Below are 16,576 nucleotides of genomic sequence, written 5' to 3'. Positions count from 1 at the left end.
GAAAACGTGTTAGCCGCGGCTAAGTCTCCGACGAACCACCGTTGTCCCGGGCGGCTTCGCGTCGGCGGCTCGGCTCCGCCCTGGCGCGCGCGGCCTCCGCCTTGCGCAGGTAGCGACGGCGCTGCCAGGCGAAGCGCGCTCCGGCGGCGAGGGTCTCCAGCCGGGCGGCCTCGCGCTCCCAGAACCCGAGGAGCTGCCCGTCGAGGGTGACCCGCCGGGGGCGACCGCGGGGCGTCACGCGTCGCTCCCCCGCGGCGCCGGCGGCACGCCCGTCTCGGCCACGACCAGGGCGTCCGGATCGCCGCGGAAGCTGCCGGCGCCGGTATTCGGCACCGGGATTCCGGGGCTGCCGAAGGGCTGGCTCGGATAGGCCGATTCGAACTTCGCGCGGGCGGTGTCGGGATCCTCGGCCTTCAGCACGATCTCGGACGTGCCGGGGAGCGGCCAGCGGGGATCGGCGACGTCACGGGGGCGAACGGCGTACCAGGGCATGGATCGGGGGCCTCGCGTCTCGGTGACGCTGGAAACGGACGCGCTCCCCGGCGGTTCCGCGGTTGAAACCGCGTGCTGTTCGGTGCAGGCAGCCGGCGATGCGCGTGGACCTCTTCGATTTCGAGCTGCCGGAGACCAGCATCGCCCTGCGCCCGGCCGAGCCGCGCGATGCCGGGCGGATGCTCGTGGTCCGCCCCGGCGCCCCGCTGGCCGACCGGACCGTGCGCGACCTGCCGGACGCCCTCCGGGCGGGCGACGCCCTGGTCTTCAACGACACGCGGGTGATCCCCGCCCGGTTGAACGGCGTGCGCACCCGCCCCGGCGCCCCCGGCCAGCGCACGGAGGTGATGCTCCACCTGCGCGAGGCCCCCGACCGGTGGCGCGCCTTCGCGCGTCCGGCCAAGCGGCTCACGGCGGGCGACGCGCTGCGCTTCGGCGATCTGACGGCGACCGTTCTCGAGAAGGCCGAGGCCGGCGAGATCGTCCTGGCCTTCGACCGGGCCGGGCCCGAGCTCGACGCGGCCATCGCCGCGGAGGGCGCCCTGCCGCTGCCCCCCTACATCGCGGGCAAGCGCGCCACGGATGCCCGCGACGCCACTGATTACCAGACGGTCTACGCCCGCAATCCCGGGGCGGTGGCGGCCCCTACGGCCGGCCTGCACTTCTCGGACGCCCTGCTGGCCGATCTCGACGCCGCCGGTCTGCAGCGCCATCACGTCACGTTGCATGTCGGCGCCGGGACCTTTCTGCCGGTCAAGGCCGAGGACACCGACGGGCACCGCATGCACGCGGAGATCGGCATCCTCGACGCCGCCACGGCGGACGCCCTGAATGCCGCGCGGGCCGCCGGCGGCCGGATCGTCGCGGTCGGAACCACGGCTCTGCGCCTGCTGGAGAGCGCGGCCCGCCCGGACGGGACACTCGCACCCTTTTCCGGACCGACCGAGATCTTCATCACCCCGGGCTACCAGTTCCGGGCGGTCGACGCTCTCGTGACCAACTTCCACCTGCCACGCTCGACGCTGTTCATGCTGGTCTCAGCCTTCTCGGGCCTCGAGACGATGCGCGCGGCCTACGCGCACGCGATCGGCGCCGGGTACCGGTTCTACTCCTACGGCGACGCCAGCCTGCTCTTCCCGGGCCCGCGCGCGGACACCCCATGACCGACAGCGCTCCCTTCCGCTTCGACCTGCTGGCCCTGGACGGCACCGCCCGGACCGGCATGATCGCGACGCCGCGCGGCGAGATCCGGACCCCGGCCTTCATGCCGGTGGGCACCGCCGCGACGGTCAAGGCGATGTATCCCGGCCAGGTCCGTGACCTCGGCGCCGACGTGGTGCTGGGCAACACCTATCACCTGATGCTGCGGCCCGGCCCGGAGCGCATGGCCCGGCTCGGCGGCCTGCACCGCTTCATGAACTGGGACCGGCCGATCCTGACGGATTCCGGCGGCTTCCAGGTGATGTCGCTCTCCGCCCTGCGGAAGATCGACGAGCAGGGCGTGACCTTCCGCTCACACATCGACGGCACAGCGCACCACATGAGCCCGGAGCGCTCCATCGAGATCCAGGGTCTGCTCGGCTCCGACATCCAGATGCAGCTCGACGAGTGCGTCCGCCTGCCGGCGGATCACGCGGCCATCGAGAAGGCCATGCACCTGTCCCTGCGCTGGGCCGAGCGCTGCCGCGTCGCGTTCGGCGACCAGCCCGGGCGAGCCCTGTTCGGCATCGTCCAGGGCGGGGACGTGCCGGCCCTGCGCGTCGAGAGCGCCCGCGCGCTGACCGATCTCGATCTCAAGGGCTACGCGGTGGGCGGCCTCGCCGTGGGCGAGCCCCAGGCCGTCATGTTCGCCATGATCGAGACGGTGGAGCCGCACCTGCCGACCGCGAAGCCCCGCTACCTGATGGGCGTCGGCACGCCGGACGACATCCTCGGCGCGGTGGGGCGCGGCATCGACATGTTCGACTGCGTGATGCCGACCCGCGCCGGCCGGCACGGCCTCGCCTACACGCGCCACGGACGGGTCAACCTGCGCAACGCCCGCCACGCGGAAGACACCGCGCCGCTCGACGTGGCCTCGACCTGTCCGGCCGCGCGGGACTATTCTCGGGCCTACTTGCACCACCTCGTGCGCTCGAACGAGATTCTCGGGATGATGCTGCTGACGTGGAACAACCTCGCCTACTACCAGGACCTGATGGCCGGCGTCCGCGCGGCGATCCGCGACGGCCGCTACGCGGATTACTGCGCCGCGACCCGCGCGGGCTGGGCCAGCGCCGAGCGCGCCGCCGCTTGACCGGGCATCACGGGTGGGCGAGCACCCGGTAGACCCCATCCGGATCGTCGCGGCCGGTGGCGACGGCGCTCGCGAGATCCGAGGTGATGCGCGCCGCCACGGGCAGGCGGTAGTGCAGCGCGTCCCAGTAATTCGCGTCCCGGGTCGTGAGCGGCGAGATTCGGCGGAAATCCACCACGACCGCGCCGTGACGCGTCCCGATCATCGCGGCGCGCGCCTTGCAGGCTTCCTCGCGCAAGCCGACCGCCGAGCCCGGTGATCCCTGCGCCGCCGCGTGGACCGGCATGAAGGCCACGATCTTCAGGGCCTCGACGGGCACGCGGCCGAGAAGATCGTCCAGGCGGTCGAGGGCCGGCATCGGCGCGTCGGGCGGTTCCGCGGCCGACGAATCGACGGCACCGGCGCGGATGTGGGCCTGGGCGCGAACGAGATCGTAGTGCGCCTCAGGTGGCGTGAACACCGCGTAGCCGTCGCCGCGGATCCGCGCCTGCGCCAGTCCGAGATCGGCGAGCCCGATTCGGACGGCCGTCGTGACCGCGCGCAGGCTGACCTGGCGCAGGACGTCGCCGGGCGCCGGGTCCGCATAGAGCCAGTCGGGGAAGGCGTGGGCGGTTCGGGCCGGCGGATCGGCGGCGCACCAGGAGGCGTCGAGGCCGAACAGGACCGCGCGGACCGGCCGGCGGGCCAGGAACAGCGCGGCGAGGCGAGCCTGCTCATCGGGCGTCGCGGCATTCACCGCCAGATTGGCGAACCGGACGCCGAAGGCCGCGTCGAGCGCCTGCGGGTCGAGCAGCCGCGCGGTCGAAGTGCCGAAGACCGCCGCGTCGAACGGCCCGCCGCGGGCGATCTGCGGATAGGAGAGCCGCTGATTGGCGTCCATGATCGGTCCCGGCGGATGCCCGGGCGCCGCCCGCAGACCGTAGGGATCGACCGCGGCCACGAAAACGGCCAGCGCCACGCCCATGCTGACGGCGCTGACGAGGAAGCTGCGCGCGAAGCCGACCCATCCTGCGGGCCGGGAGCCGGCTTGACCGTGTGAAGGCGAATCCATCGGGCGGCTTCATACGCCGTTTGGCCGGCCACGTCGCAAGCGCGCAACCGGCCGGGCGCCAGACACCGTGCGCAGACCCCTGATACAACGGCTGGGTGTAGAGCCTGCGACAAAAGGGCAACGGAAACATGTTGTTCCGGCGCGACAGCGCTTCCTGCACTTCTGCTGCTATGTATATGAGTACGGGTCGATTGCCGGCGCTTGACGATTTGATTTCGATGAAATTGATGATGATCACGGCACGCAGCCCGCGCGAACAATCTAGCAACGACACTCAGTGATCCAGTAGCGATGTCGAAGACGCCGTCGATCCTCGTGTGCGGGAAAAACAAGGTATGCGCCGACACACTCGAGGTCCTTCGTCGTAAGCTGCCAGATCACACGATCGTGTACGTTTTCGCCGACAAGGACGAGACTTCCGCGCGGGTCGCGCGCGACGTGGCGCACCGCCTCGGGATCGAGAGCCGCGGCGTCCGAAATGCCGAGGCCTTCGCACGCACCTATTTCGAGATCGATCCCACCCTGCTCCTGTCGGTTCAGTTCTCGATCATCTTGAGACACGACATCATCGAGCACGGCGGCGACCGACTCATCAACCTCCACTTCTCGCCGTTACCGCGCTACCGCGGGATGGCGCCCATCACGCTCGCCATCCTTAACGGCGACGCGACCTTCGGCGTGTCGCTCCACATCATCGATGCCGGGATCGACACGGGAGCCCTCGTGGATCAGGAGACCTTCGCGATCGAGGGCCGATCCAATCGCGAGGTCTACAGCCTCTGCGAGCAGGCCGGCGTGCGACTGATCGAGCGGAACGCGGCCATATTCGGGGCCGTTACCGCGACGCGCGGCCTGTCGGGTATGGCCGCCGTCCAAGACGACGCGGCGGCGACCTATTTCAGCAAGACGGATATCGACTACGCGCGGACAGAGATCGACTTCAACCGAACGGCGGCCCAGATCGACCGGCACGTGCGCGCCTACCTGTTCCCGCCCAACCTGTACGCGCGTATCACGGTCAGCGATCGGCGCTTCCGGGTCTTGCAGCCTCCGGAGGTCGGCGCGCGCTGCACGGATCGCAAACCCGGTCTGGTAGTGCAGAGCGATCCGCTGACCGTGACGACGCGCGACCGGATCCTGATCTTCAGACAGACAGAAGAAGATGCCTGAGCGCATGTCGAAGCCCACCCTGTTGCTGATGGATGTCTTCGGCATCCTCGATGCGAGCCGCAGCGGGCTTATCGACGCCTTCGCGGCGGCCGGATGCGACGTCGTCGTCGCGAACTTTGCCTATACCCACCTCAGCCAGTCGGAGGAGCTTTCCGAGACCCTGCTCGCCTTCTTGGAGGCCGACGGCGTTGCGATCGACGGCGCCCTGAGCATCAATGCGGTCGGGCTTTCCGCGCCGATCTATGAGGGTCTCGCGCGGCGCGGCGCGGCGCACGCGGCGTGGTTCGTCGACAGCCCCTTTTACTTCTCCGGCCTTGAGATCCCCGAGAGCGTATTGCTGAGCGTCGCGTGCAGCAACTTCGCAGAGCATCCGCAGGCGACCCGGGCCGACTGGCTGCCCTTCGCGGGCTTCGAGCCCCGGCCATCCCAGAACCGAGCCGCGACCTCGGTCGGCTTCCTCGGGTCGCTGCATCACATCGCGCTCTACGCGGCGCGCTCGCAGGACGGCCTCGTCGGTTCCCGCACCGGCCCTCTCCCGGTGGGGGTCGAGCTCCGTGATCGTATGCGTTCGCCATTCTTCATGATCGACGAGACGTGGAGTCTACCCGACGGCACGCCGGTGAACGCGATGGAGTACTTCAATTTCCAGTCATCGATGCACCGACTGGAACTCCTCTCCTACTTCTCGGCGACCGATCTGGAGATCCAAGGACCGCCGAGCTGGTACAAGGAACTCTGGACGGCAGCCCCTCACCTCCTTCACAAGTTTTCCGTGAACAGCGTCGCCGGCGAGCGGGAGATGCGGGCCTACATGGCCCGCTACCGCATCTGCCTGAATATCTTTCACATTCAGAATATGAACGGTGGCCCGAACTTCAGAAGCTTCGACGCCGCTTCGCACGGCGTCCCGTGCCTGTCCCAATATAACCGCGACTGCACCGCCCTCTTCCCGCACGGTGAGGCGGCCCTGTACTTTAATAACCCTGCCGAGGCGCTTCATCTACATCGGGAGCTCGACGGCAGTAGTCGGCTGAGACAGAAGCTCGCGGCGGCAGCCGCGCGGGTCGTTCGCGACGGGAACACGTTCAGCCATCGCGCCAGCCGCTTCCTCAACACGCTGGCGCTGAGACAGCGGGCCGGTACCGCCAGGGGCACAATCCGGCATCTGCGCTGGCAGGATGGCTGGACCGCCGAGCCGGAGGATGCAGCGCTGGCGGCAGCAGCTTCTCAGGAGCCTTCGCAGGCCGGAAGAGAGTTCCTGGCCCGAAATCCCATCCGTCGCTTCTTCGAACGGGCGCGCCGCTAACGCGCGCCGCCGCGCGCGCATTTCGAATCCGCGCGCGGGCCGTTCCACACGGGCAAATCGACAAACCACGTGAACCGATCGGCCGCGGCCCATATAGACTCAGGGCGTCCCCGCTCGGTGAGGGTGTGCGGCGTGGAAAGGCGGCATGACGTTCACGGCACACAACATCCGCCTCGCAGACGGGTCCGAGACCTTGCCAGAGGCGGGCTGGTTGATCGCCGACAGCCCCTGGACCCAGGCGGCGCTGCGCTCGCTCCGGCTGTTCTACGGGCACAGGCTGGCCGGCCGCTCGATCGTCGATCTGGGCTGCCTCGAGGGCGGGTACACGCTCGAGTTCGCCCGCGCCGGAATGCGCGCCACGGGTGTCGAGGTGCGCCGCTCCAATTTCGAGAACTGCCTACGGGTCAAAGATGGGGCCGGCGTCCCGGACCTCGGCTTCGTCAACGACGATGTTTGGAACCTCGCGGCCCACGGTCCCTTCGATGCCGCGTTCTGCTGCGGGCTGCTCTACCACCTCGACAGACCGGCCGCCTTCATCCGCCTCATGGCTGACTGCGTGCGCGACGTGATCATCCTGCACACGCATTTCGCGACTGACGAGAACCGAGACCTGTTCCAGCTCTCGCCGCCGGCGGAGAACGAAGGCCTGCCCGGCCGCTGGATGCACGAGCACGATCTCGACGACACCAGCCAGCTCGAAGCTCACAAATGGACCTCGTGGAGCAACAAGCGCTCCTTCTGGCCGACCAAGCCGGCCCTGATCCAGCTCCTGAAGGCGTGCGGCTTCGACATGATCTACGAGCAGTACGACATGCTCGGGCTCGACATCCGCGGTTCGATGGAGAGTGGCTACTACCACCAGCAGGGCCGAGGCATGTTCGTGGCCATGCGGACCTGAGCGGCGCAGTCGCCCGCGTCGATTCTGAGCTTCCTATCCACGAAGACTTGCGCCACCCGGGCTACCACGAACCTGATCAGCGATGTCCGCTTGATTACTGCGGCGAGTGAATCGCAGCATCATCCTTATTTCGCGAAGTCCCGCAGTCGTGTTCGCGACGAGCGTCGCTCTGTGGGTGACAGCCATCCTGCTTCTGCTTGCTTGGCCGCATCTTCGCGTGCGCGTGAGGGAGCGGTGTCGCCGCACGACCCGAACGCAGATTGAGCGCCTGCTCGTCGAGAACCGTTGGATGGAGCGCCTTGCCCGGGATGCGGCCGCGTTCGAGGCGCTCTGGTAACGGGTACTGGTCCGGCTGCACCGCGCCCATCTCTCGCGGCCGCTCCGCGCCGTCGTCCGGATCGGCAGCTTCGGACGGCTGGTCCGGGCGGAATTCGCGTCCTTCCTGCCGGCCGGGATCGCGTCCTGGACCTTTGTCGACCGCGCCAGCTCCGCGCAAGCAGGCTACCAGGCGCCGATGCTGCGGCGCCTGAAAGCGGCGGCCTGGGGTGTGGAGTACCAGGATCAAAAGTCCTTCGTCCTCCTCCGGGCCCGGACGCGCGTCGGGGTGTGCCTGCAATCGGCGGATCGCGACGTCGCGTACCTCCCGATCTCGGGCGACGCGGCGGCGGCGGCGCGTGCCGGATCGGCCGAGGCGTGCGTGATGGCCAACGGCCGCTTCAGCGTCGCGGCGCGCGCCCTGGCGGAAGAGCAGACCGTCCTGGCGCTGCACTGCTCGCAGATGGACCTGCTGCCGCCTCGGGACAGGTCGATGGTCGTGCCTCGCAGCGTCCGCGGCAGCGGGCACCAGTGCGCAGCCTGACCGCGCTCAGGCCCGCGTGGGAGCGCGTGAAATGTGCCGCGCGAGACCGATGACAGCTCTCGGAGCCGCAATCGTGAGAGACCCGCCGTCAAGCGCCCCGATCTGTCACGCCGACGGGCTTACCGGTTCGCCTGTCGCTGTTGGGAAGAGTCGCGGTGCTCGCCAACGCATCGAGCGCCCCTGACCTCGCCCGCCCGGTTCGCCGTGGCGGGCACATTTTTCCCCGATCGGGGCAACGCGCGCTTCACCATCCCGGGCAGACGCTGAGGCCGAATCGTGGTCCGCGCCGTTGAGGCGCATGGACCAGTCCGCGTTGCCCAGAACGGACCACCCCGCAACCGACCAGGACACCCTCGCCGAGTTGCCGGCGGGCGATTTCGTCAGGCGATGGCGGCAGATCACCGGCGAGCCGCCGGCCATTCTCCTGAATTCGCGGTCCGAGATGATAGCGCTTCTCGTGGAGAGCGTGCCCATCGCGCCGCTCACGCCGCCGGAGAGGATCCCAAGAATTGCGGAGGTCGACGAAGTGCCGTCTCAGAAACGCGGCCCGGCTGGTCCCGGCACACCTGATCCGGAATGAGACGCGCCCGATGACCTCCGGAGGCGCGACTGCGAACCGATCCGGGATGACGCGGTACCGGCGAGCCTCGACGCCCTCGGACCTTTGCCGATGGCCGCGTTCTCGAGCACTTCGGAGCAGTGGCATCGTCGCGCGATCTGAGCTGGACGGTCGCGCATCACCTGCACGCGGACGCAGGGCAGCTTTCCGTTCTCACCGAGCTTGAGATCGCGGGAATTTTGGTCGGAGTGGCAGGATTTGAACCTGCGACCCCCACGTCCCGAACGTGGTGCGCTACCAGACTGCGCTACACTCCGAAGGCCGCCCCGCGTGTCCGTCAGGGCCGGCGAGCGGGTGTATAGCCGCGCCTTTGCCCCACCGCAAGCGCGGTCTCGCGCCTTTTCAGCCCAGATGATCGGGCCAGTCGTCCGAGAGCCGGTGGCAGGTGATCTCCGCCCCTGCGGATCGGACCGCCACCGTCGCCACGTGATCACTCCCGCAATCGATCTCCGCCAAGCTCCACGGACCGTCCAGGTTCCAGGACGCGTCGCCGGAAGCCCGGAGAAGGCGCGGCGGTTCGGGGGGGACGCTGACGCTGAAGCGGTCGAGCGGTAGCGACAGGCCGCTGCCCAGCGCCTTCACCACCGCCTCCTTGCGGGTCCAAAGTCCGAAGAAGCGACGCTCGACCGCGCCATGGGGGGCTCCGGCGAGGGCCGACACTTCGTCGGCGGCGAAATGGGCCGCCGCGATCCGCAGCGCGTCGGCGATCGGCCGGACGGCCTCGACATCGACACCGATCGACGCGTCACGGGCGAGCCCGATCAGCGCGCGCGCGCCGGAATGGGACAGGTTGAAATCTGCGGCCCCCCGCGCCCCGCCCGCGAGCTCCGGCTTGCCGCCGGCTCCGGCCAGCAACTCCACGTCGGCCGGCGCGAGACCGAGCGCGTCGCCGAGGATCAGCCGCAGCGCGGCGTGGCTGGCGCGGAACCGCGCCCGATCCACCGGGCGCAGGAACCGGTCCGCCCGCCCGCGCTCCGCGGCGTCGAGAACGGCCTCGCACCGGTCGATCTGGCCCGGGGTCAGGGCGAGGTCGACGATCCAGACCTCGACCGCGCTCACGCGCCACCTCGCGAGGCGAAAGCAGTGGCGCTAGCGTCAGGGGAGCGAAACGGCACGGGCGGCGATCCGATGGAAGGAAGGAGCAGCATCGGATCGCCGCCCGTCTCCCGCAAGGAGCGCCGCGCTCCGTGACGGTGTCCGGCACGGATCTCCGCGTCGGCCTGTCCGGCAGACCGAGCCTCGGCCTGCGGCCGGTCCGCTACGGGGTATTCTTCGCCACCTATCTCTATCAGGGCCTCATCGCGGGCTTCTCGCTGACGGCGCTCGCCAATCATCTCGCGGCGCAGGGCGTCTCCTCCACGGAGGTGGGGACGCACTTCGCTCTGGCGGGCCTGCCGTGGACGTTGCAGCCCCTGCTCTGGGGGCCCTGGGTGGACCGGGCCGGGGACACGCGGATGGGACGGCGCCGCCCCTTCGCGGTCGCCGCCCTGGTCGGATGCCACGCGACGCTGGCGCTCCTCCTCGTCCCCGGGGGCCACGCCGTCGGAGCGCTCGGCCTGGTTTTCCTCGTCCACAGCCTGTTCGCGTCGCTCCTCGATACCGCCTGCGACCGGATGATCATGGATCACGTCCCGGCCCGTGAGCTCGGCCGCGTCAGCGCCTGCACCCGGGCGGGCTTCACGGCCGGAACGAGCCTCAGCGCCGCACTCTTCGGCTGGTCGCTCGCGAATTGGGGCTTCTCCGCGAGCGCCCACTGGCTGTTCGCCGCCGCGATCGTCGCGAGCTTGCCGATGCTGCTGGTCCGCGAGGCGCCGAGCGATCCGATCTGGTCGTTCGATCGCCGCGGACCGCCGCCGCGGCGCGTCCCGTTCCGCCGCTTTCTGCGCCGGACGGTCGTGGCTTTGCGCCGTCCGCGCGCCCTGCGGCTGCTCGCCCTGTGCTTCGGCGTCGACGCGGCGCTCGGCCTGTTCGAGTTGCCCTTCGCGATCGACCTCCTCCAGCGGCAGGGCTGGGAGGCCGCCGGCCTGTCGCGACTGCAGGCCGTGCTGACCCTGGTGAGCGGCACGGCGGGAGCCGTCGCGGTGGGTGTCTGGTCGGACCGCGCGGGAGCGGCGTCGCCGTTGCGCGCCCTGCTTCTGGGCAGCGCCGTCACCTTCGTTCTGGCCGGGATCCTGATCGCTGCCGGGCTCGTCGGGGCCGCGGCACCGGCCATCCTGGCGCTCACCAGCGTGCTGCCCGGCCTGCTGATCGTCGCCCTGATGCCGGCGCTGCTCGCGGCGAGTCGGGGCCGTCCGGGCGCGGCCACGCAGTTCGAGGTGTACATGGCGTCCATGAATCTCGGCTCGGTCTCCGGGACCGCGGTCGCGGGCTGGCTGGCCCCGGCTCTGCCGCTGCAGGCAGTCGCCGCGCTGGTCGCCGCGACGTTCTTCGCGGCCTTCCGCATGGCGAGGCGCGGCGATCTGCTCAGCCCCCGCCCGTGAGGGAATCGGGGACTGCGCGCCGCGGCCGGCTCCCCGCCGGCCGCCGATGCGTTAGAACCCCGGCATGGCCGCAACGAAATCCGAACCGCTCGATCTCGACCTCACCGCCGAGGAGGCGCGCGCCGAGTACGCGCGCCTGTCGGACGCGATCCTGGAGGCCGATCGCCTCTACTATCAGGAAGACGCGCCCGAGATATCGGACGCCGAGTACGACCGGCTGCGCCGCCGCCTGGAAGACATCGAGGCCCGCTTCCCCGATCTCGCCGGTACCGGCGCCGCCAGCACGTCGGTCGGCGCGAAGCCTTCGGAGAAGTTCGCCAAGGTGCGGCACGCGCTGCCGATGCTCTCGCTGGGCAACGCCTTCGACGACGCGGAGGTGGCCGAGTTCGTCGCGCGCGTGCGCCGCTTCCTCGGCTGTCCGGACGACACTCCCCTCGCCTTCACGGCCGAGCCGAAGATCGACGGCCTGTCCCTATCGCTCCGTTACGTGAACGGCCGGCTCGACACCGCCGCCACCCGCGGCGACGGCGAGGTCGGCGAGAACGTCACGGCCAATGCCCGCACGGTGCAGGACATCCCGGCGGTGCTCGCGGGGGCCGGCTGGCCGGAGATCTGCGAGGTGCGCGGGGAGGTCTACCTGTCCCACGCCGACTTCGCCGCCATCAACGCCCGGCAGGAAGCGGCCGGCAAGCCGGTCTTCGCCAACCCGCGCAACGCCGCCGCCGGCAGCCTGCGCCAGCTCGATCCCGCGATCACCGCGTCCCGGCCGCTGCGATTCTTCGCCTATGCCTGGGGCGAGCTGTCGGCGCCGATCGCCGAGACCCAGACCGGCGTGCTGGAGCAGTTCGCGACCTGGGGCCTGCCGGTGAACCCGCGCACCGAGACCTTCACCGACACGGCGGCGATGCTCGCCCATTACCGCCGCATCGAGGCGGACCGGGCCGGGCTCGGCTACGACATCGACGGCGTCGTCTACAAGGTCGATGACCTCGCGCTCCAGAAGCGGCTGGGCTTCGTCTCGCGCTCGCCCCGCTGGGCGCTCGCCCACAAATTCGCCGCCCAGGAAGCCACGACGGTCGTCGAGGACATCGTCATCAATGTCGGCCGCACCGGCTCGCTGAACCCGCTCGCCAAGCTTCGTCCCGTGACGGTGGGCGGCGTCGTCGTGTCGAACGCCACCCTGCACAACGAGGGCTACGTGAAGGGCGTCGGCGCCGACGGCGAGCCGATCCGCGACGGCCGCGACATCCGCGTCGGCGACACCGTGACGGTGGTCCGGGCCGGCGACGTTATCCCCAAGGTCATGGACGTCGACCTCACGAAGCGCCCGGCCGACTCGCGGCCCTACGCGTTCCCGGAGTCATGCCCGGCCTGCGGCAGCCGCGCCGTCCGCGCCATCAACCCGCGCACCGGCCGGCCCGACGCGGTGCGCCGCTGCACCGGCGGCCTGATCTGCCCGGCGCAGGGCGTCGAGCGGATGAAGCACTTCGTGTCGCGCAACGGCTTCGACATCGAGGGCTTCGGCGAGACGTATATCGAGGTCCTGTTCGAGGCCGGACTGGTGCGCCAGCCCGCCGACCTGTTCCGCCTGGACTTCGAGGAACTCAAGGCCGCGATCGTGGCGCGGCGCGAGGCGCTGTCGGCCGAGCGGCGCGCGGAAGCGGGGACGGCCGAGCCGCCCAAGAAGGCCGCCAAGAAGAAGGGCGACGAGGACGACAAGGCGATCAAGAACCTGCTCGCCGCCGTCGAGGCACGGCGCGCGGTGCCGATGAACCGCCTGCTCTTCGCCCTCGGCATCCCGCAGATCGGCGAGGCGACCGCCAAGGCGCTGGCGAAGCGCTTCGCCGACATGCCGACGCTGATCGCGGCGATCCGCGAGGCCGCGGCGGCGCAGCCGGGTCCCGACTGGGTCGAGCTCACCGCAGTGCCGCGCGTCGGGGGCACCACCCGGGACCGGCTCCTCGATCTCGGCTTCCCGGAGGACGACGCGGCGCCGGCCAAGGAGCGGGCGCGCCTGAGCGCCGTCCAGCGCGAGAACCTCCTCGCCCATTACGGCGACGTCGACGCGGTGCGCGCCGCGATCGCGCGGGCTGCGGCGCAGCGTCCCGGCGATGCCTACCGGGTCTTCGCCGACGACGGCGAGATCGGCCCGGTGGCGACCGATGCCCTGCTCCTGTTCTTCTCCGAGCCGCACAACGCCGACGCCGTCACCGCGCTGCTCGACGCGGTCGCGGTGCAGCCGATGGAGCGGGCCGCCGCGGCCTCCACCTTCGCGGGGAAGACCGTGGTCTTCACCGGCGCCCTGGAGAAGATGACCCGCAACGAGGCCAAGGCGGTGGCCGAGCGGCTGGGCGCGAAGGTCTCGGGCTCGGTCTCGGCCAAGACCGACCTGGTCGTCGCCGGCCCGGGAGCGGGCTCGAAGCTGAAGGACGCCCAGAAGCACGGTGTCCGGGTCGTCTCGGAGGACGATTGGCTGGCGATGGTGGCGCAGGGTTGAAGCCCGAGTCCGGCCGGCCTAGACCTCTCGGGGAACACCCCGAGAACTTCCACCCGGTATGGTTGAACCGCGATGACGGTCCTGGCCCTCGACTTCGAGACGGCCAACGAGCGGCGTGACAGCGCCTGCGCGGTGGGGCTCGCCTGGATCGCGGATGGCCGGGTCGTGCGCCGCGAGAGCCACCTGATCCGGCCCCCCGAGATGCGCTTCGCGCCGGGCAACATTCGCGTCCACGGCATCCTGCCGGCCGACGTCGCCGACAAGCCCGACTTCGCCGCCGTCATGGCGCCCTATCTCGGCGATCTCGCGCGCGGGCTGATCCTGGCGCACAACGCGAGCTTCGATATCGGCGTCCTGCGCGCCGGCCTGACCCGGGCAGGCCTGCCGGTGCCCGATCTCGCCTATCTCTGCACGGTCCAGGTGTCTCGCCGGGTCTTCCCGGCGCCGGAGGGCTGCGGGCTCGGCAAGGTCGCGCGGCGCCTCGGCATCCGCTTCGAGCACCACGATGCCGGCGAGGACGCCTATGCGTGCGCGGAGATCGCGCTGGCCGCGATGCGCGAGCGGGCGGTCGCGGACATGCACGCCCTCGCGGCCGCGCTCAGCCTTCCGGTCACGCGGGCGGTCGGCGGCCCCGCCGTGCCGCGCCGCGCGCCGGGTGCGATCAGCGGCCGGGCCCTGGCGGGCTTCTCCGACGCGCCGGCGGCCCTGCGGTTCGCCATGCGCGGCTCGACCGGCAACCGCTACCACGTCAGCCTGGAGGAGCGGCCGGGGGGCCCGGAGCTGCGCTGCACCTGCACGGCCGGCCGCTACGGCATGCGCTGCCGCCACGTGAAGGCGCTGGAGGTCGGCGACATCACCGACCTGCTCTCGGACAATGCCGGCGACGTCGTGCTCCTCGCCCGCATGCTCGGCGCGAAGACCCGGGTCGCGGGCGCGGCCTGACCGGGCTCAGGCCGCTTCGAGGCAGGCGCGGAAGGCCGCGACGGCGCGGTCGATGTCGGCCGCCGCGATGTGCCGGTGCGTGACGAGCCGCAGCCGCCGCGCGCCGAGCGGGCGCGCGCGGATGCCGGCCGCGTCGAGATCCGCGACCCAGCGCGCGCTGTCCCGCCCGGTCCGAGACAGGTCGACCTGCACGATGTTGGTCTGCGGCAGGTTCGCCGCGAGGCGCGGCAGGGCGTTCAGCCCGGCGCTCAACTGCCGGGCCCGGTCGTGGTCCTCGGCGAGGCGCGCGCCCATGACGGTGATCGCCTCGAGGCCGGCGGCCGCCACGATGCCCACCTGACGCTGCGTCCCGCCGATCATCTTCCGCAGGCGCCGTGCCGCCGCGATCACCGGCCCGTCGCCGGCGAGCACGGCGCCGACCGGGGCGCTGAGGCCCTTCGAGAGGCACAGCGACACGGTGTCGACGTGGGCCGCGAGGTCCGCCGGCGCGACCCCGAGATGGGTCGCGGCATTGAACAGGCGGGCCCCGTCGAGATGAACCCTTATGCCGCGCGCGCGGGCGATCTCCGCCACCGCGGCCATATGGTCCGGCGGCAGCACGGTGCCGCCGGCGGCGTTGTGCGAGGTCTCCAGCGCGATCATGGCCGTCGGCAGCGGGCTCGCGCCCGGCCGGAGGGCGTCCTCCAGCCGGTCGAGATCCATGGCACCGTCGGTCCCGGCGATCCCGTCCAGGAACGCCCCGGTCAGGGTGGCGGCCCCGCGCTCGGTGTGGAGCATGTGGGCCTGGGCCTCGAGCAGGACCTGCTCGCTGCGCTGAACCTGGGCCAGGATCGCCAGCAGGTTGCCCATCGTGCAGCTCGGCACGAACAGGGCCGCCGCCTTGCCGAGCATCGCGGCGGCGGTCTCCTCCAGCGCGCGGGCGGTCGGGTCGGCGTCGAGCCCGTCGTCGCCCAGCGGCGCCGACCGCATCCGGGCGTACATCGCCTCGGTCGGCCGGGTGACCGTGTCGCTCCGCAGGTCGACCGCGGACGGCGCGTCCGTCGCTTCGCCGTGATCGTCTCGCATGTCTGTCTCGCCGCCCTACCGGTAGGCCGCCTCGTCGCCAGAATCGGTCGGGTTGGCGAGGGCCCGCTTGAGCACGTCGCTCATCGGCAACTCCAAGTTGATGCCCTTCGGCGGGATCGGCTGCTCGAAATACTTGCCGTAGAGCCGCGTCACGGTCCCGTCCTGGATCAGCTCGACCACCGCCTTGTCGACGGCCGCCTTAAAGGCCGCGTCGTCCTTCGGCTCCAGGATCCCGTAGGGGGCGAATTCGAGGCCCTTGGTGCCGATCTTGTAGTCCGCCGGCCGCTTGGCCCCCGCCACCGTGGCGTGGGCCAGGGCGTCGTCGTTGATGGCGCCCGCCGCGCGGCCGGTCTCCACGAGCAGGAACACCTCGGCGGTGTCCTTGGCCGGCATCACTAGGATGTCGAGCTTGTCGCGGACGTTAATCCGGGTGGCGACGCGCTGGGTCTCGCCGCCGGCCTGCGCCGAGATGGCCTTGCCGCGGAACGAGGCGATGTCGTCGACGTCCACCGGCGTGTCCTTCTTGGCCACAAGCACCACCTGCGCCACGAAGGTAGTCGGCGCGAACGAGACCAGCTTGTGCCGCTCGGGCAGGTTGCTGGCGGTGCCGCATTCGAGGTCGATCGTACCGTTGTTGATCAGCGGGATCCGGGTCGCCGACATCACCGGCACGTGGCGCACCTCGAGCTTGTTCATGCCGAGAACGGCTTTGAGCTTCTGCGCGACGTGCTCGCATATCTCCAGAGAATAGCCCACCGGCTTGGCGTTCTGGTCGAGGAAGCCGAAGGGGGGCGACGCGTCCGGGAAGCCGAGGCTGATCTGCCCGGTCGCGCGGATCTTGTCGAGGCGCCCCTCGGCGGCCGACGGCGCGGCGAGCCCGGCCCAGCACAGAGTGGCCAAC

At 70.7% G+C, this 16,576-nt stretch carries 16 protein-coding genes and 1 tRNA gene; 10 read left to right on the top strand and 7 right to left on the bottom strand.

What is annotated here, in order from left to right; translation table 11 throughout:
* Window positions 1–19: 19 nt before the first annotated feature.
* Both ME121_RS13605 and ME121_RS13600 read right to left on the bottom strand, forming a co-directional pair.
* The gene (locus ME121_RS13605) at window positions 20–238 is read right to left on the bottom strand and encodes a hypothetical protein (RefSeq protein WP_012317050.1); all 219 of its coding nucleotides are present in this window, start codon (window positions 236–238) and stop codon (window positions 20–22) included.
* Complete coding sequence (locus ME121_RS13600) at window positions 235–492, bottom strand: hypothetical protein (protein ID WP_024827911.1); 258 nt, start codon at window positions 490–492, stop codon at window positions 235–237. Before ME121_RS13600 ends, ME121_RS13605 begins: the two co-directional genes overlap by 4 nt.
* 98 nt (window positions 493–590) lie before the next feature.
* Between ME121_RS13600 and queA the strand changes: the two genes are divergently transcribed.
* Complete coding sequence (gene queA, locus ME121_RS13595) at window positions 591–1,655, top strand: tRNA preQ1(34) S-adenosylmethionine ribosyltransferase-isomerase QueA (RefSeq protein WP_059409004.1); 1,065 nt, start codon at window positions 591–593, stop codon at window positions 1,653–1,655.
* A complete protein-coding gene (gene tgt / locus ME121_RS13590) occupies window positions 1,652–2,788 on the top strand; it encodes a tRNA guanosine(34) transglycosylase Tgt (protein WP_059409003.1) in 1,137 nt (378 codons plus the stop codon). The genes queA and tgt overlap by 4 nt, the downstream gene beginning before the upstream one ends.
* Before the next feature lie 7 nt (window positions 2,789–2,795).
* On the opposite strand, the gene ME121_RS13585 is transcribed toward tgt, so the two are convergent.
* Window positions 2,796–3,839 carry a hypothetical protein gene (locus ME121_RS13585; protein ID WP_059409002.1) on the bottom strand — a complete coding sequence of 348 codons (1,044 nt, stop codon included), beginning with the start codon at window positions 3,837–3,839 and terminating at the stop codon, window positions 2,796–2,798.
* A 291-nt stretch (window positions 3,840–4,130) separates the two neighbouring features.
* On the opposite strand from ME121_RS13585, the gene ME121_RS13580 reads away from it, so the two are divergent.
* The 5 genes from ME121_RS13580 to ME121_RS33630 all read left to right on the top strand — a co-directional run bounded on the left by ME121_RS13580 (window position 4,131) and on the right by ME121_RS33630 (window position 8,652).
* Complete coding sequence (locus tag ME121_RS13580; RefSeq protein WP_083374250.1) at window positions 4,131–5,009, top strand: methionyl-tRNA formyltransferase; 879 nt, start codon at window positions 4,131–4,133, stop codon at window positions 5,007–5,009.
* 4 nt (window positions 5,010–5,013) lie between these two features.
* Window positions 5,014–6,315, top strand: a complete 1,302-nt coding sequence (locus tag ME121_RS13575; protein ID WP_179240046.1) for a glycosyltransferase family protein — start codon at window positions 5,014–5,016, stop codon at window positions 6,313–6,315.
* Between the two features lie 145 nt (window positions 6,316–6,460).
* Window positions 6,461–7,213: a class I SAM-dependent methyltransferase gene (locus ME121_RS13570; protein ID WP_043072881.1), complete on the top strand. Its 753-nt coding sequence runs from the start codon at window positions 6,461–6,463 to the stop codon at window positions 7,211–7,213.
* 514 nt (window positions 7,214–7,727) lie between these two features.
* The gene (locus ME121_RS13560) at window positions 7,728–8,072 is read left to right on the top strand and encodes a hypothetical protein (protein WP_143739318.1); all 345 of its coding nucleotides are present in this window, start codon (window positions 7,728–7,730) and stop codon (window positions 8,070–8,072) included.
* A 298-nt stretch (window positions 8,073–8,370) separates the two neighbouring features.
* Complete coding sequence (locus tag ME121_RS33630; RefSeq protein ID WP_024827918.1) at window positions 8,371–8,652, top strand: hypothetical protein; 282 nt, start codon at window positions 8,371–8,373, stop codon at window positions 8,650–8,652.
* A gap of 219 nt (window positions 8,653–8,871) precedes the next feature.
* Here ME121_RS33630 and ME121_RS13550 read toward each other — a convergent pair.
* A tRNA-Pro gene (locus ME121_RS13550) sits at window positions 8,872–8,948 on the bottom strand.
* A gap of 85 nt (window positions 8,949–9,033) precedes the next feature.
* On the bottom strand, window positions 9,034–9,750 hold the full coding sequence (locus ME121_RS13545; protein WP_012317041.1) for a 4'-phosphopantetheinyl transferase family protein: 717 nt from the start codon (window positions 9,748–9,750) through the stop codon (window positions 9,034–9,036).
* Between the two features lie 128 nt (window positions 9,751–9,878).
* Between ME121_RS13545 and ME121_RS13540 the strand changes: the two genes are divergently transcribed.
* From ME121_RS13540 to ME121_RS13530, 3 genes are all read left to right on the top strand, one after another.
* Complete coding sequence (locus ME121_RS13540) at window positions 9,879–11,171, top strand: MFS transporter (RefSeq protein WP_059408999.1); 1,293 nt, start codon at window positions 9,879–9,881, stop codon at window positions 11,169–11,171.
* A gap of 64 nt (window positions 11,172–11,235) precedes the next feature.
* Window positions 11,236–13,668, top strand: a complete 2,433-nt coding sequence (gene ligA / locus ME121_RS13535) for an NAD-dependent DNA ligase LigA (protein WP_059408998.1) — start codon at window positions 11,236–11,238, stop codon at window positions 13,666–13,668.
* Between the two features lie 72 nt (window positions 13,669–13,740).
* Window positions 13,741–14,610, top strand: a complete 870-nt coding sequence (locus ME121_RS13530; protein ID WP_059408997.1) for a 3'-5' exonuclease — start codon at window positions 13,741–13,743, stop codon at window positions 14,608–14,610.
* Between the two features lie 6 nt (window positions 14,611–14,616).
* Here ME121_RS13530 and ME121_RS13525 read toward each other — a convergent pair whose 3' ends face one another.
* Window positions 14,617–15,675 (bottom strand): GntG family PLP-dependent aldolase, encoded by a 1,059-nt coding sequence (locus ME121_RS13525; protein WP_059408996.1) that lies wholly within the window; start codon window positions 15,673–15,675, stop codon window positions 14,617–14,619.
* A gap of 15 nt (window positions 15,676–15,690) precedes the next feature.
* Window positions 15,691–16,575, bottom strand: coding sequence for an amino acid ABC transporter substrate-binding protein (locus ME121_RS13520; protein ID WP_059408995.1), 885 nt, complete (start codon window positions 16,573–16,575; stop codon window positions 15,691–15,693).
* Window position 16,576 lies beyond the last annotated feature (1 nt).

It is taken from the genome of Methylobacterium sp. ME121 (genome assembly GCF_000974725.1).
Lineage (GTDB): Bacteria > Pseudomonadota > Alphaproteobacteria > Rhizobiales > Beijerinckiaceae > Methylobacterium > Methylobacterium radiotolerans.
Note: the sequence above shows the minus strand (reverse complement) of the source record. Positions and strands in the feature narration are given on the sequence as shown.

Coding starts and splice junctions, on each gene's coding strand:
- ME121_RS13575 (WP_179240046.1), top strand. CDS start 5,014: ATGTCGAAGCCCACCCTGTTGCTGATGGATGTCTTCGGCATCCTCGAT.
- ME121_RS13600 (WP_024827911.1), bottom strand. CDS start 492: ATGCCCTGGTACGCCGTTCGCCCCCGTGACGTCGCCGATCCCCGCTGG.
- queA (WP_059409004.1), top strand. CDS start 591: ATGCGCGTGGACCTCTTCGATTTCGAGCTGCCGGAGACCAGCATCGCC.
- tgt (WP_059409003.1), top strand. CDS start 1,652: ATGACCGACAGCGCTCCCTTCCGCTTCGACCTGCTGGCCCTGGACGGC.
- ME121_RS13560 (WP_143739318.1), top strand. CDS start 7,728: ATGCTGCGGCGCCTGAAAGCGGCGGCCTGGGGTGTGGAGTACCAGGAT.
- ME121_RS13585 (WP_059409002.1), bottom strand. CDS start 3,839: ATGGATTCGCCTTCACACGGTCAAGCCGGCTCCCGGCCCGCAGGATGG.
- ME121_RS13530 (WP_059408997.1), top strand. CDS start 13,741: ATGACGGTCCTGGCCCTCGACTTCGAGACGGCCAACGAGCGGCGTGAC.
- ME121_RS13525 (WP_059408996.1), bottom strand. CDS start 15,675: ATGCGAGACGATCACGGCGAAGCGACGGACGCGCCGTCCGCGGTCGAC.
- ME121_RS33630 (WP_024827918.1), top strand. CDS start 8,371: ATGGACCAGTCCGCGTTGCCCAGAACGGACCACCCCGCAACCGACCAG.
- ligA (WP_059408998.1), top strand. CDS start 11,236: ATGGCCGCAACGAAATCCGAACCGCTCGATCTCGACCTCACCGCCGAG.
- ME121_RS13580 (WP_083374250.1), top strand. CDS start 4,131: ATGTCGAAGACGCCGTCGATCCTCGTGTGCGGGAAAAACAAGGTATGC.
- ME121_RS13570 (WP_043072881.1), top strand. CDS start 6,461: ATGACGTTCACGGCACACAACATCCGCCTCGCAGACGGGTCCGAGACC.